The organism is Propionicicella superfundia DSM 22317, assembly GCF_000423465.1.
Lineage (GTDB): Bacteria > Actinomycetota > Actinomycetes > Propionibacteriales > Propionibacteriaceae > Propionicicella > Propionicicella superfundia.
Map to the genome: position 1 here is coordinate 334,509 of NZ_KE384022.1, position 13,920 is coordinate 348,428.

13 protein-coding genes are annotated in these 13,920 nt (G+C 70.3%); 4 read left to right on the forward strand and 9 right to left on the reverse strand.

What is annotated here, in order from left to right:
* Nucleotides 1–11 precede the first annotated feature (11 nt).
* The 3 genes from ndk to G555_RS20430 all read right to left on the reverse strand — a co-directional run bounded on the left by ndk (nt 12) and on the right by G555_RS20430 (nt 2,175).
* Complete coding sequence (gene ndk, locus G555_RS0115110; protein WP_028709512.1) at nt 12–428, reverse strand: nucleoside-diphosphate kinase; 417 nt, start codon at nt 426–428, stop codon at nt 12–14.
* Between the two features lie 72 nt (nt 429–500).
* Nucleotides 501–845 (reverse strand): DUF4233 domain-containing protein, encoded by a 345-nt coding sequence (locus G555_RS0115115; protein ID WP_211223277.1) that lies wholly within the window; start codon nt 843–845, stop codon nt 501–503.
* Nucleotides 832–2,175, reverse strand: a complete 1,344-nt coding sequence (locus G555_RS20430; RefSeq protein WP_036923211.1) for a bifunctional folylpolyglutamate synthase/dihydrofolate synthase — start codon at nt 2,173–2,175, stop codon at nt 832–834. The genes G555_RS0115115 and G555_RS20430 overlap by 14 nt, the downstream gene beginning before the upstream one ends.
* Before the next feature lie 223 nt (nt 2,176–2,398).
* On the opposite strand from G555_RS20430, the gene valS reads away from it, so the two are divergent.
* The 3 genes from valS (at nt 2,399) to G555_RS23250 (ending at nt 6,103) form a co-directional block, all read left to right on the forward strand.
* Nucleotides 2,399–4,966, forward strand: coding sequence for a valine--tRNA ligase (gene valS / locus G555_RS0115125; protein ID WP_028709514.1), 2,568 nt, complete (start codon nt 2,399–2,401; stop codon nt 4,964–4,966).
* A gap of 139 nt (nt 4,967–5,105) precedes the next feature.
* Complete coding sequence (locus tag G555_RS20435) at nt 5,106–5,579, forward strand: septum formation family protein (protein ID WP_051209374.1); 474 nt, start codon at nt 5,106–5,108, stop codon at nt 5,577–5,579.
* Between the two features lie 2 nt (nt 5,580–5,581).
* Nucleotides 5,582–6,103 carry a DUF3060 domain-containing protein gene (locus tag G555_RS23250; RefSeq protein WP_028709515.1) on the forward strand — a complete coding sequence of 174 codons (522 nt, stop codon included), beginning with the start codon at nt 5,582–5,584 and terminating at the stop codon, nt 6,101–6,103.
* A 30-nt stretch (nt 6,104–6,133) separates the two neighbouring features.
* On the opposite strand, the gene clpX is transcribed toward G555_RS23250, so the two are convergent.
* From clpX to G555_RS0115150, 3 genes are all read right to left on the reverse strand, one after another.
* Nucleotides 6,134–7,420, reverse strand: a complete 1,287-nt coding sequence (gene clpX / locus G555_RS0115140; protein ID WP_028709516.1) for an ATP-dependent Clp protease ATP-binding subunit ClpX — start codon at nt 7,418–7,420, stop codon at nt 6,134–6,136.
* 74 nt (nt 7,421–7,494) lie between these two features.
* On the reverse strand, nt 7,495–8,136 hold the full coding sequence (locus G555_RS0115145; protein WP_281168209.1) for an ATP-dependent Clp protease proteolytic subunit: 642 nt from the start codon (nt 8,134–8,136) through the stop codon (nt 7,495–7,497).
* Nucleotides 8,137–8,147: 11 nt separating this feature from the next.
* A complete protein-coding gene (locus G555_RS0115150) occupies nt 8,148–8,720 on the reverse strand; it encodes an ATP-dependent Clp protease proteolytic subunit (RefSeq protein WP_051209376.1) in 573 nt (190 codons plus the stop codon).
* Between the two features lie 219 nt (nt 8,721–8,939).
* Here G555_RS0115150 and G555_RS20440 point away from each other — a divergent pair, with 219 nt between their 5' ends.
* Entirely contained in the window at nt 8,940–9,611 is a 672-nt protein-coding gene (locus G555_RS20440) for a M23 family metallopeptidase (protein ID WP_036923214.1), read from the forward strand.
* A 121-nt stretch (nt 9,612–9,732) separates the two neighbouring features.
* Here G555_RS20440 and tig read toward each other — a convergent pair whose 3' ends face one another.
* The 3 genes from tig to G555_RS21505 form a co-directional block, all read right to left on the reverse strand.
* Nucleotides 9,733–11,199 carry a trigger factor gene (tig, locus tag G555_RS20445; protein ID WP_051209378.1) on the reverse strand — a complete coding sequence of 489 codons (1,467 nt, stop codon included), beginning with the start codon at nt 11,197–11,199 and terminating at the stop codon, nt 9,733–9,735.
* Between the two features lie 99 nt (nt 11,200–11,298).
* A complete protein-coding gene (locus G555_RS20450) occupies nt 11,299–12,402 on the reverse strand; it encodes a DivIVA domain-containing protein (protein ID WP_156887587.1) in 1,104 nt (367 codons plus the stop codon).
* Nucleotides 12,399–13,841 (reverse strand): coiled-coil domain-containing protein, encoded by a 1,443-nt coding sequence (locus G555_RS21505; RefSeq protein ID WP_051209381.1) that lies wholly within the window; start codon nt 13,839–13,841, stop codon nt 12,399–12,401. The genes G555_RS20450 and G555_RS21505 overlap by 4 nt, the downstream gene beginning before the upstream one ends.
* Between the last annotated feature and the right edge of the window lie 79 nt (nt 13,842–13,920).

Consider the following 13,920-nt stretch of genomic DNA (forward strand, 5'->3'; position numbering starts at 1 on the left):
CCTCGTCTCGGTCAGGCGTGCTCGGGGAACCAGAGCGCGATCTCGCGCGCGGCGGACTCGGGGCTGTCGGAGGCGTGGACGATGTTCTCCCGATTGGAGCTCGAGAAGTCGCCGCGGATCGACCCGGGTGGCGCCGCGATGCCGTTGGTCGGCCCGTTGAGGGCGCGCACAACCTCGATCGCCGCGGGACCCGCGAGGATCAGCGCGACCACGGGACCGGACGTGATGAACTCGCGCAGCGGCGGGTACCACTCCTGCTGCACGTGCTCGGCGTAGTGCCGATCGGCGAACGCCCCGTCGAGACGGCGCAGCGAGAGCGCCTCGATGGCCAGGCCCTTGCTCTCGTACCTGCCGAGGACCTGCCCGACGAGGCCGCGTCGCACGCCGTCGGGCTTGATGACGACGAGCGTCTTCTCCCACTGACTCATGGCGTGAACCTTACCGAGTGCGCCGGCACTCCCGTCGCCGCCATCCACAGGGGGCCCGCCCCCCGCACGTGATCAGACGCCGGCATCCTGCCGCTCCAGGCGGCGGCCGAGGACGAAGCAAATGGTCCAGATCATCGCGAACATCCCGCCGACGAACCACATCATCGGCACGACGAGCCCCACCGCGACGATGCCCGCCTGCGTCACCCAGCCGAGGACGTACCCCGCGACCCCGGTGCGCAGCAGTGCCGCGGCGCCGAGTGCCAGGACCGCTCCCGCCGCCCCGATCGCGGCCGCCGGCTGCCACGGCATCGCCTCGACCTGGATCATCGCCGGAATCGCCAGCCCGAACACGATCACCTCGAACACGAGCGTGCTCAGCAGCGCCGCCCGCATCGGGTTGTCACGACGCAGCATCGTCGGCGCCCTCGTCCTTGACGAGGAGGGTGCGGGCCTCCCCCGCGGCGATCACCGAGCCCACGATGAGGACGCCGGCACCCGGGCCGTCCTCGTCGGCCAGCTCGACGGCCACCTCGATCGCGTCCTGCATCGACGGCGCCACCCGCACCCGGTCGGCCCCGAACGCCTCCGCCGCGAGCTCGGCCAGCTCGGCGGCGGCGTACGCCCGGTCGACGTCGCGCATACCCGTCACGACGAGCGTTCCGATCTCGGGCTCCAGCAGGGCGAGGACGCCGGCGGCGTCCTTGTCCCGCATCATCGCGAGCACCCCGATCGTCGGGGCGAACCCGTACGCCTCGTTCACGGCCGCGAGCGTCGCGCGCACGCCATGCGGGTTGTGGGCGGTGTCGAGCACGACGGGCGGGGACGTCCGGACGAGTTCCAGCCGGGCCGGAGCCCGGACGTCGGCCAGTCCGTCGGCGACCACCTCGGCCGCGAGCGCCCGCCCGCCCAGCAGGGCCTCGGCCGCGGCGACGGCGAGCGCCGCATTCGCCGCCATGTGCGCTCCGTGCAGCGGCAGGAACAGGTCCGGGATCGGACCGCCCGCACCGAGGACGCGGATCACCTGACCGCCGACCGCGGGGGTGCGGTCGAGGAGGCCGAAGTCGATGCCCTCCCGCAGAGCCGGCGCGCCGACCTCGGCGCAGCGCGCGAGCAGCACCGCTGCGGCCTCGGGCTGCTGCCCCGCGAGAACCGCCGTGGAGCCGGGCTTGATGATCCCGGCCTTCTCACCGGCGATCTCGGCGACGGTGTCGCCGAGGATGTGGCGATGGTCCAGATCGACCGGGCAGACGACCGCCACGTCGGCATCGGCCGCGTTGGTGGCGTCCCACGTTCCGCCCAGCCCGACCTCCAGAACCATCACGTCGACCGGGGCGTCCGCGAACGCGGCGAAGGCCAGGCACGTGACCACCTCGAAGAACGTCATGCGGACCCCGTCGATCCGCTGTTCGTCCACGATCTCGACCAGCGGACGAACCGACGTCCACAGCTCATCGAACCGATCGGTCTCGATGGGACGTCCGTCGATGCAGATCCGCTCGGTCACGTCGCTGAGATGCGGCGAGGTGAAGCGACCGGTCCGAAGCCCGGCGGATCGCAGCAGGGCGTCCACCATGATCGCCGTGCTGCCCTTGCCGTTCGTCCCTGCGATCTGGACGACGGGGGCGGACCGGTGCGGGCTGCCGAGGAGGTCGAGAAGGGCCGCGACCCTGCCGAGCGTCGGGGCGACCCTGTTCTCGGGCCAGCGGTTCAGCAGTTCGGCGACGATGTCGGCGTGATTCCTCATGATGGTCGCAGCCTAGTTGCCCTCGGCGACGACGTCGGCAGCACGCGTCGGATGTGCGTTCCCGATACGCTCGGCCCTGGTGCGGTGACGCCTCGTCTCCCGTCGTCCGGCGCACGAGGCGGGCAGTCCGGCGACTCGGCGGCCGGCCCTGCGGCGGTGCCGGCACCCCGACCCCGCCGGTCGGCGGCCGTCGTCCTGCGTGCGACCCTCTAGGATCTCGCCTATGACCTCTGCCGAGACCACGCACTCCGTTCTGCCCACACCGTCGGTGCCGGAGTCCCCCGTCCTGGAGGGACTCGAGGAGAAGTGGTCGCAGGTATGGCAGGAGCAGGGGACGTACCGGTTCAAGCCCCCTGCGACGCGCGAGGCGGTGTTCAGCATCGACACACCGCCGCCGACGGTGTCGGGCTCGCTGCATGTGGGCCACATCTTCAGCTACACGCACACCGACCTCGTCGCCCGCTACCAGCGGATGCGCGGCAAGGAGGTCTTCTACCCGATGGGGTGGGACGACAACGGCCTGCCCACCGAGCGCCGCGTGCAGAACTTCTACGGCGTCCGGTGCGACCCGAGCGTCCCGTACGATCCGGGGTTCACGCCGCCCGAGAAGCCCGACCCGAAGCGACAGGTGCCGATCAGCCGGCGCAGCTTCATCGAGCTGTGTCACAAGCTCACCGCCGTGGACGAGCAGGTGTTCGAGAATCTGTGGCGGCATGTGGGCCTGTCCGTCGACTGGACGCGTCTGTACGCCACGATCAGCGACAGTTCGCAGGCGACCGCGCAGCGTGCGTTCCTGCGCAACTACCACCGCGGCGAGGCCTACCTCTCGGAGGCGCCGACGATGTGGGACGTGACGTTCCAGACCGCCGTCGCACAGGCCGAGCTCGAGGCGCGGGACTACCCCGGCGCCTATCACAGGGTCGCGTTCCACAGCCCCGCGGGTCCGGTGTACATCGAGACGACGCGCCCCGAGCTGGTGGCGTCCGTGTGCGCCCTCATCGCCCACCCCTCCGACGAGCGCTACCAGCACCTCTTCGGGACGACCGTCACCTCGCCGGTCTTCGGCGTCGAGATCCCCGTGCTCGCCCACCGGGCCGCCGAGCCCGACAAGGGGGCCGGCATCGCCATGTGCTGTACCTTCGGCGACCTGACCGACGTCCAGTGGTGGCGCGAGCTGAACCTGCCGACGCGCACGGTCATCCAGCGCGACGGCCGGCTCACCCGAGACACTCCGGAGTGGCTGGTGCATCCCGAGCCGTACGCGAACCTGGCCGGCAAGACGACCTTCTCGGCGCGCGAGGCGATGGTCGCCCTGCTGCGCGAGTCGGGCGACCTCGACGGCGACCCGGTGCCGACGCAGCGGAAGGCGAACTTCTACGAGAAGGGCGAGAAGCCGCTCGAGATCGTCTCGACCCGCCAGTGGTACATCCGCAACGGAGGGCGCGACGAAGACCTCAAGGCCGCCCTGCTCGCACGCGGGGAGGAACTGGCCTGGGTGCCCGATCACATGCGGCATCGCTACGAGAACTGGGTGAACGGCCTCAACGGCGACTGGCTCATCTCGCGACAGCGCTTCTTCGGCGTGCCGTTCCCCGTCTGGTACCGGCTGGACGACGAGGGCGAGCCCGACTACGAGGCGCCGATCCTGCCGACCGAGGCGGAGCTGCCCGTGGATCCGCAGAGCGAGGTTCCGCCCGGCTACGGCGAGGACCAGCGCGGCAAGCCCGGTGGCTTCGTGGGCGATCCCGACATCATGGACACCTGGGCGACCTCGTCCCTCAGCCCGCAGATCGTGTGCGGCTGGGAGACCGACCCCGACCTGTTCGATCTGACCTTCCCGATGGATCTCGCCCCCCAGGCGCACGACATCATCCGGACGTGGCTCTTCAGCCGCGTCGTCCGTTCCCACTTCGAGCACCACTGCCTGCCGTGGAAACGGGCGACGATCTCGGGCTTCGTGACCGACCCCGACCGCAAGAAGATGTCGAAGTCGAAGGGCAACACGGTCGTGCCGACCCAGATCCTCGGCACCTACGGCGCCGACGCGGTGCGCTGGCGCGCGGCGATGGCGCGTCCCGGCATGGACTCGCCGTTCGACGAGGCGCAGATGAAGGTCGGACGCCGTCTGGCCATGAAGGTGCTCAATGCGAGCCGCTTCGTGCTGCTGGCCTGCGGCTCCGACACCGGCGGGGACGTCACCAACCCGGCCGATCTGGCGATGCTGGCCGGGCTGCGCGAGACGATCGCCGGGGCGACGGCAGCGTTCGAGGAGTACGACTACGCGACGGCGCTGGAGACGATCGAACGCAACTTCTGGTCGTTCTGCGACGACTACGTCGAGTTGGTGAAGGAGCGCGCGTACGGCGGCCAGGACGCCGCCGGGGCGGCCTCGGCGCGGGCGGCGCTGCTGGGCGCGCTCGACGTCCAGTTGCGGCTGCTCGCACCGTTCCTGCCGTTCGTGACCGAAGAGGTGTGGTCGTGGTTCCGCACGGGTTCGGTGCACCGTGCGTCCTGGCCCGTGGTCGACGAGGTGACCGACGCGGGCGACGTGACGCTGCTGGCCGACCTCGCGACGGCGCTCGGCGAGCTGCGTGGCGCGAAGTCGGTGGCCAAGGTCTCCATGAAGACGCCGATCGCCTCGGCGCAGTTCGCCGGACCGGCCGATGTCGTCGCCCGGCTCGGCGCGATCGAGGCCGACCTCCGGTCGGTGGGGCGCATCGTCGGCGAGGTCACCTGGGCCCAGGCCGGCGACGAGCTGACCGCGCAGATCACCCTCGCAACCGCCGAATAGCGCGCCCCCCACCCGCCGAACGCTCTGTAACTGCCGGAAAACAGGCCGAATCCGGCAGTTGCAGAGCGTTCGGCGCGCTGGGCGTGAGGACCTTTCGTGCGGCAGACTGGCCCCGACACGCTCACACCCGGAGGTCCACATGCGCAGCTCCGCCGCGGCCGTCGCCGCCGTGCTCATCGCCGTGACGCTCGCGGCCTGCGCGAACACCTCCACCCGGACGACCCGCGAGCCCGGCAGCACCGTGACAGCCACGACCTCCGCGGGTTCGCTGGACCTGAGGGTGGGCGACTGCGTCGGCGATCTCGACGAGGGGTCCGTCGAGGACGTCCAGCTCATCCCCTGCGGCCAGGAGCATCACTGGGAGGCCTTCGCGACCAAAGACCTCTCCGGCGACGCCTACCCCGGCGCGACGCAGATCCAGGAGGAGGCCGGGGTGTTCTGCGGGGACGAGTTCGAGAAGTTCGTGGGGATCGCTGTCCAGGAGTCGACGTACGACGCACCGTACCTGTACCCCACGTCCGAGACGTGGGCCGCCGGTGACCGCGAGATCCTCTGCTTCGTGGGGCTCGCCACCGGCGGCATCACAGGATCCCTGGAGGACACGAAGGAGTGACGATGAGGATCGCGCCCACCCTGGCCGCCGTGGCGACGGGACTGCTTCTGACCGGCTGCGGCACCCCGCCGACACCGTCACCGGAGGCATCGACGCTCCCCGCGTCGCCGACGACCGCATCGGGCACGGCCCTGCCGCCGAGCGAGACCGCGACCCCCTCCGCGCCGACCGGCGCCGCCTCCGCGACCTCGACGGAGACAGCGATCGCGCCCGCCCCGACGGCAGCCTCCACCGCGACCGCGCAGCCGTCCGACACGATGACGACGCCCGTGGTGGTCGTCCAGAGCAGTTCGACGCTGTCGGTGATGTGTCACAACGCCGAACTCATCGTGCAGGCCGAGAATGCGGTCATCTCGGCCGAGGGCACCTGCGTCGGCGTCATCGTCATCGGCGACGAGAACCGGATCACGGTGTCCCGCGCCGAGGGCGAGGTGAAGCTCTACGGCAGCCGCAATCGGCTCACGTACTCAGGAGATGTGTCCGTGCGTGACCACGGCACCGGGAACACCGCCACGCGCCGCTGATCGCGACGCGGAGGAGCAGCGCTCCGACGCTCAGGCGCTCTTCTCGCGGCGTTCGGCGAGCTGAGCCTTGGTGAACAGTTGCGGCGCGCCGATCCCCCGGACGACGTCGGCGTCCACCAGCACCTGCGCGACGTCCTCGTTGCTGGGCACGTCGTACATCGCCACCAGGAGGATGTCCTCCAGGATGGATCGCAGCCCCCGGGCACCGATGCCGCGCGCCAGCGCCACCTCGGCCAAAGCGGTGATCGCCTCGCCGGTGAACTCCAGATCGACGGCGTCCAGTTCGAACAGCTTGCGGTACTGCTTCACCAGCGCGTTGCGCGGTTCGACGAGGATGCGGCGTAGCGCCGAGACGTCCAGCGGGGCGACGGTGGCGATGATCGGCAACCGGCCGATGAACTCGGGGATCAGGCCGAACCGGTGCAGGTCTTCGGGACGCACCTCGGCGAACGGGTTGTCGCACGCCGGGCGCCTGGTCTCGAGATCGTTGTTGAAACCGAGCGGCCGCTTGCCGACCCGGGCGTTGATGATCTCCTCCAGCCCGGCGAACGCCCCGCCCACGATGAACAGGATGTTCGTGGTGTCGATCTGAATGAAGTCCTGGTGCGGGTGTTTGCGCCCCCCCTGCGGAGGAACCGAGGCGGTCGTCCCCTCAAGGATCTTCAACAGCGCCTGCTGCACGCCCTCGCCGGACACGTCGCGCGTGATGGACGGGTTCTCGCTCTTGCGAGCCACCTTGTCGATCTCGTCGATGTAGATGATCCCGGTCTCGGCACGCTTGACGTCGAAGTCGGCGGCCTGGATCAGCTTGAGGAGGATGTTCTCGACGTCCTCGCCGACGTATCCGGCCTCCGTGAGCGCGGTGGCGTCGGCCATCGCGAAGGGGACGTTCAGCATGCGTGCCATCGTCTGCGCGAGATAGGTCTTGCCGCAGCCGGTCGGGCCGATGAGGAGGATGTTCGACTTGCCCAGCTCGACGATGTCATCGTCGGAGGCGCGACGGGCAGGAGCACCGGACTGCGCCTGGATGCGCTTGTAGTGGTTGTACACGGCGACCGCCAGCGACCGCTTGGCGGCGTCCTGGCCGATCACGTACGAGTCGAGGAAGGTGACGATCTCCTGCGGTTTCGGAAGCTCCTCCAGGGTTCCCACCTCGGGACCGTCGGAGAACTCCTCCTCGATGATCTCGTTGCAGAGATCGATGCACTCGTCGCAGATGTACACACCTGGACCCGCGATGAGCTTCTTGACCTGCTTCTGGCTCTTCCCGCAGAACGAACACTTCAGCAGGTCGCCCGACTCTCCGATGCGTGCCACCGCTCCTCCTCTCTGGACCCACCCTAACCCGCGGGGGCGATCCGCCCTTGGCGTTTCGCCCCCGAAGGCCAAGATCAGTCGGCGCCCTTCATTGACGTCAGGATGTCGTCGATGATGCCGTACTCGACGGCCTGCTCCGCGGTCAGGTACTTGTCGCGCTCGATGTCCTTGGAAACCTCGGCGACGGGCCGCCCGGTGTCGTCGGCCAGCATGTGCTCCATGAGATCGCGGATACGCATGATCTCGCGGGCCTGGATCTCCAGATCGGACGACTGGCCGTAGCCGCCTTCGGTCGCCGGCTGGTGGATGAGGATGCGGCTGTTGGGAAGCGCCATCCGCTTGCCCTTCGTGCCGGCGGCCAGGATGACGGCCGCAGCGGACGCGGCCTGCCCGAGGCACACCGTCTCGATGTCGGGCTTGATGTAGCGCATCGTGTCGTAGATCGCGGTGAGAGCCGTGAAGGACCCGCCCGGCGAGTTGATGTAGATGCTGATCTTGCGCTCGGGATCCATCGACTGCAGGCACAGCAACTGGGCCATCACCGCATTGGCGATGTCGTCGGAGATCGGCGTGCCGAGGAAGATGATCCGGTCCTCGAACAGCTTGGTGTACGGGTCGACACGGCGCACACCGTACGAGGTGCGCTCCTCCCACTGCGGGATGTAGTAGTCCATCGACGGCCCGGCGGGGGCGATCCCCATGGGCATCGTCGGCATGCGGAACTCGCTCACTGGTTCGGCCCCTCCGTCTTGATCTGCGCCGCGCGTTCGTACACGTGGTCGATGAAGCCGTATTCCTGCGCCTGCTCGGCGGTGAACCACCGGTCGCGGTCGGAATCGGCCTCGATCTGCTCCAGCGTCTGACCGGTGTGCTCGGCGATGAGGCGGGCCATCTGCGTCTTGATGTGCAGGGACTGCTCGGCCTGGATGCGGATATCGGATGCTGTGCCGCCCAGGCCGCCGGACGGCTGGTGCATCATGATCCGGCTGTGGGGCAGCGCGTACCGCTTGCCCTTCGTGCCGGCGCTCAGCAGGAACTGTCCCATGGACGCCGCCAGGCCCATCGCGACCGTCGCGACGTCGTTGGAGATCCACTGCATGGTGTCGAAGATCGCCATGCCGGAATCGACCGATCCCCCGGGGGAATTGATGTAGAGATAGATGTCCTTCTGGGGGTCTTCGGCATTGAGCAGCAGCATCTGCGCGCAGATGGCGTTCGCGTTCTCGTCGCGCACTTCGGATCCGAGGAAGATGATCCGGTTCGCGAGCAGCGCCTGGTAGACGTTGTCGGTCATGCCCATTCCGCCGCCGGCTGTCTGGGCGACCGGCGAATGCAGGTCAAAGGAAGTCACACCCAGAACCTACCTGGCCCCGGCGTCTTTCCGGAGGCGCGCCGGTGCCTGTTCGCTGTCGGCGCAGTCAGCGCGTTCCCCGGGAAACACACCGGCATTGCCCTCTCGCGGTCGCTTCTAGACTGATTCCGTCACCGCGGTCCCGGCCGCAGGCAGTGAGGTCACGGCGTGAGGATTGATCCCGTCCTGCTCACCCTCCCCTTCGAGGGCCGCTGGCAGGCGCGCAACAGCCCGGCACGGCGCGTGCCCAGCCACGGGACGGAGCTGTTCGGGACGACGTATGCGATCGACTTCGTCCCGGTGGACGACCGGGGCCGGTCCGCAGCGATCTCCTGGCGGACCCTGCTGGCCACGGAGCCGGCCGAGGGGTTCACCGGGTTCGGCCGGACGGTCCGCGCACCGGCCCGGGGAGTCGTGGTGTCGGTGCACGACGGCGAGGAGGATCACGTCGCACGCCGGTCACCGGTCGCCGGCCTGCCGTACCTGCTGGGCCAGCGGGCGCGCGCCGGTGCGGGCGTGACCGCGATCGCCGGCAACCACGTCGTCATCGCGCTCGGCGCGGCCGGGCCGTACGTCCTGCTCGCGCACCTGCAGCGCGGTTCCGTCCGCGTTGCCGCCGGTCAGAGCGTCTCGCGCGGCGACGCCATCGGCTCGTGCGGCAACTCCGGCAACAGCACACAGCCGCACGTCCACGTCCAGGTCACCGACTCGACGCGATGGGACGCGGCCCACGGCCTGCCCCTGGCGTTCACCGACTACCGGGTATCGGGGACGACGCGGGACGTGCCCTGCGGCGTGCCCGCCGAAGGACAGATCGTCGAGCCCGGTCCCCGCGCCTGACTCCGCCGCGCCCGGCCCGGCCGCGCCCGGCTCCTCGAACGCGCGAACCGCCCGTCCCGGTTCGGGACGGACGGTTGGCGGCTGCCGTCGACGGCGCCGAGCGTTCTGCGGCGCGGGTGCTCTACTCGGAGTCGGCCTCCGCGACCACCTCGGCCTCGACGACCTCCGTGCTGTCGGCAGGATCCGTCGCGTCGTCGGCGTCGCTCTCGTCGGCACCGCTCTCGTCGGCCACCTGCGCGGCCGCGGTCGCGGCGGCGATGAGGTCCGCGTACGGGTCCTTGACGTCGACGGGCTCACCGTCGGTGTCGGTGACGGTCGCAGCCTCGAGGACCACGTTCAGCGCCTTGTTGCGGCGGATCTCCCCCATCCACTCGGGAAGGTGGTTGTGCTCCATCATGTGCTGCGCCTCGGCCTCGGGAGTCGAGTTGTTCTGCGCGGCCTTGCGGATGAGCAGTTCGGTGAGCTCGTGCTGCTCGACGGAGAGCTCGCGGTCGTCGGCGATGGTGTCCAGCAGGAGCTGGGCCTTGATGGACGTCGCGGTCTTCTCGGCCAGATCGGCCCAGAAGGCGTCCTCGTCGGCGAACGGCTCGTCCGACTGCTCCAGGTACTGCGCCAGCGTAAGCTGCGCCCGCCCGAGCTGCTGGGTGATCGACTCGGTGCGCGCCTCGATCTCGTCGGCGAGCGCCTTCTCGGGCACCTCGAAGTCGGCCAGCTCCACGGCGGCCTCCAGGACCTTGTCGCGGGCGTCGCTGAGCTGGTCCATGGCCAGGACGCGGTCGAGGCCGTTGGCGAGATCTGCCCGCATCTCCTCGACGGTGTCGAACTCGCTGACCAGTTGCGCCCACTCGTCGTCGACGTCGGGGAGCTCGATCTCCTGGACCTTCTGGACCGTCACCTGGATGTCGGCCTTCTCGCCCTTGGCCGTGCCGCCGGCGAGCTCGGTCGAGAAGGTCGCCGAGTCGCCCGCCTTCAGCCCGACGATGGCCTCGTCGAGCCCGTCGACCATGCCCGGCTCACCGACGATGTGCGTGACACCCTCCGCGGTGCCGTCCTCCACCGGCTCGCCGTCCTGGGACGCGAGAAGGTCGATGACGACCTGGTCGCCCTCCTTCGCCGCCCGGTCGGTGTCGGTGGTGGTCGCGAACCGCTTGCGCATGACCTCGATGCGAGCGTCCACCTCGTCGTCGACCGACGCCTGCGGCTTCACCTCGACGGCGATGGCCGAGAAGTCGGGCAGGTCGAACGTCGGCCGCACCTCGACCTCGGCGGTGAACTCGATCACCTCGCCGTCCTCCAGCTTGGTGACGTCGATCTCGGGATTGCCGAGCGGGTTGAGCCCCTGCTCGGACACGGCCTGCCCGTACGCGTTCGGAAGGGCCGCATTGATCGCCTCCTGCAGCACGGTGCCGCGGCCGAAACGCTGGTCGATGATGGCGGGAGGCACCTTGCCCTTGCGGAATCCGGGGATGCTCACCTGCTCCGCGATCTCCTTGTAGGCCTTCCGCAGGTGCGGCTCGAGTTCGCTGAACGGAACCTCGATGACGAGCTTGACCTTGGACGGGCTCAGTTGCTCCACAGTGCTGGACAAAGAAGTACTCCTGATTGGATGTGCGCGGCCCGTCGGCGGACCGTGGACAGACTCGCCAATCCTAGCGATCGGCCGGGGGCTGCGGAAACCGGGCGGGCATCAGCGCGTGGTGGCGTCGGCGGCCGGGACCTCGGCCTCCTGCTCGGCGGTGTCCGCGGACACCTCCGCCTGCCCTTCCGCGTCCGCCGTCTCGGCGTCCGCCACGGGCTCCTCGGTCACCTGCTCGGCCTCGGCCGGGACCGGCGTGCCGGCCGGCTCCTCGCCGGCGATGACCGGCTCGCCCATCAGGGCGTTGAGCCCGGCGTTGCCGCCGAGGGTGGCCAGCATCTGACGGACGTTGGCGAGCTGCGTGTTGATGCTGTCGCGCCGGGCGGTGATGGCGGCGAGCTCGCGCTCGGTCTCGCGCCGGATCCGGTCGGCCTTGGCGCGGGCCTCTTCGATCGCCGTCGCGGCTTCCTGCTGCGCGCTGTTCACCAGGACCTCGGCGTGGCTCTTCGCCTCGGCGAGGATCTGCTGCCCCTCCTGCTCGGCGGCGGTGCGCTGCTCCTCGACGGCGGCCAGAGAGGCCTCCTGCTGCTCCATCTGGGCGGCGAAGTCGGCGGCGGCCTTGTCGCGCCGGGTGGCGAGCGTCTGTTCGAAATCGGCGGCTGCGGCCGCGGCGCGGGCCTGCTGCTGCTCGTAGTAGGCCTCGGCCTCGCCGCGCCGGGCGGATGCCTCGCGATCGGCCTGGTCGAGGATGTCGTTGGACTGGCGGCGCGCGGTCTCGACCAGGCGCAGCGCCTCGGCGTCGGCCTTGGACGCCACGTCGGCCGAGTACCGGTCGGCACCGGTTCGGGCCAGTTCGGCCTCGCGCTGGGCCGTGCCCACGACCTCGTCGGCCGTGGTCTTGGCGGTGGCGGTGATCTCCTCCGCCTCCTCCTGGGCGAGGGTGAGGATGCCGCCGACGCGCTGGCCGAGGTCTGCGAAGGTCGGCGGGGCGGACGCCGCCTCCTGGGCGGCCGACAGACGCGCAGCCTCCTGCTTGGCCTGGGCGAGTTCCGCGTTCAGCGCCTGCACCTGAGACTCCAGCTTCGTGACGGCCACCGTCGCCGATCCCGCCTCGCGGTTGGACTCCTCCAGCGACTGCTGCAGCTTGGCCACGACCGCGTCGACCTCGTTCGGGTCGTACCCACGCATCACATTGCGGAATCTCTGTTCACTCATAGTCCGGTCTCTCCGTCGCTCTCGGTGTCTTGCGTGTGCTTCGTCTCGCCCACGGCCAGGGCTTCGATCACGCCCGACATGCTGCCGAGCTGGCTGGTGATGTCGTCCCGGCGACGTGTCAGCGCGGCGATCTCCTGCCGCGCCTGCTGCAGCATGGACCGCGCCTCCGCGCGGGTCGTGGCGGCCTCGGTGCGCGCGTCCTGCAGAAGCTTCACGGCCTCTTCGCGCGTGGCCATCGTCTCGGAGAAGGCGGTGCGCTGCATGGTCTCCAGGTCGGCTGTCACCTGCTCGCGCAACTGACGGGCACCCCGGTCCGCCTCGTCGAGCCGCCGCTTGGCGCGCGCCACCTGTTCCTCGGCCTCCTCGGCGGCCTCGGTGCGCAGGCGGGCGGCCTCGGCCGCCGCGGCCCGGGCGGTCTCGACGGCATCCTGCTCGGCGGCGGCGAGAAGCGCCGCCGCTCGCGCTCGGGCGGCGTCGCCTTCGACCTGGGCGGCCTCGACGCGGACACGGGTGTCGTGCTCGGCCTGGGCCAGCAGGATCTGCGCGCGTTCGCGCACCTCGCGGACGTGGGTCGTGAGCTGGTTGTGCGTCTGGGCCTTGTGGGACGCCGCCTCGGCGTGGGCGCTGTCGAGGACGTCGGCCATCGTGTTGTTGGTCCACGCGACGTGCGCCTCGGCGGCCGACACGAGCTCGTCGTGTTTCGCCTGCGCGTCGGCACGCAGGCTCTCTGCCTCCGCGGCGGCCTCCTGCCGGAGCTGCGCGGCGGCGGCCTCGGCGGCTGCGACGATGTCGCCGGCCCTGCCGCGCTCGCCCTCGGCCCAGCCCTCCACCTCTGCACGGAGCCGGTCGGACTCTTCCTGCGCGGCGGCGCGCATCGTCGCGGCCTCGTCCGCGGCGGTCCGGCGCACCGACTCGGCGTCCCGCCGCACCGCGTCGCGGAGGCGCTCCGCCTCGCTGTGGGCGGCGGCGCCTTCGGCCGCGGCGGCGTCGCGGACCTCGTCGGCCGACGCCTGCGCGGTGGCCTGGAGCTCCTCGACCTCCGTCTGCGCCGCGGTGACGAGGCGCTCGGCCTGCGCACGCGCGGAGGCGACGACGTCCGCGGCGGTCTTCTCGGCGGAGGTCGCGATCATGCGCGCCTGATCGGCCGCATCGCGCAGGATCGTCTCGGAGTCGGCCTGCGCCTCGGCGAGCCTGGTCTTGGCCTTCGCGAGCGACGCGTCGGCCTCGGCGCGCTCGGCCTCGGCGGTCAGCGTCTGCGCGTTGACCTCGTCGCGACGCGCCTCGGCCTCGGCCAGCATGCGTCGCGCATCGGCTTCGGCCTCCGAACGCAGCCGATCCGCCAGTGCCTGCGCCTCGTCAAGGATTCTCGCCGCATGCCGGGACAGATCGCCGCCCTGCCACGACACGCCCGGCACAGCTCCGTTCGCCGGGTGTGCCATGGGTCCATTTTCCCCGCTGACATACCGGCCAGGCAACCTCGGTAACCTATGGGTCACGCCTGCGGAAAAACCCGTTCGC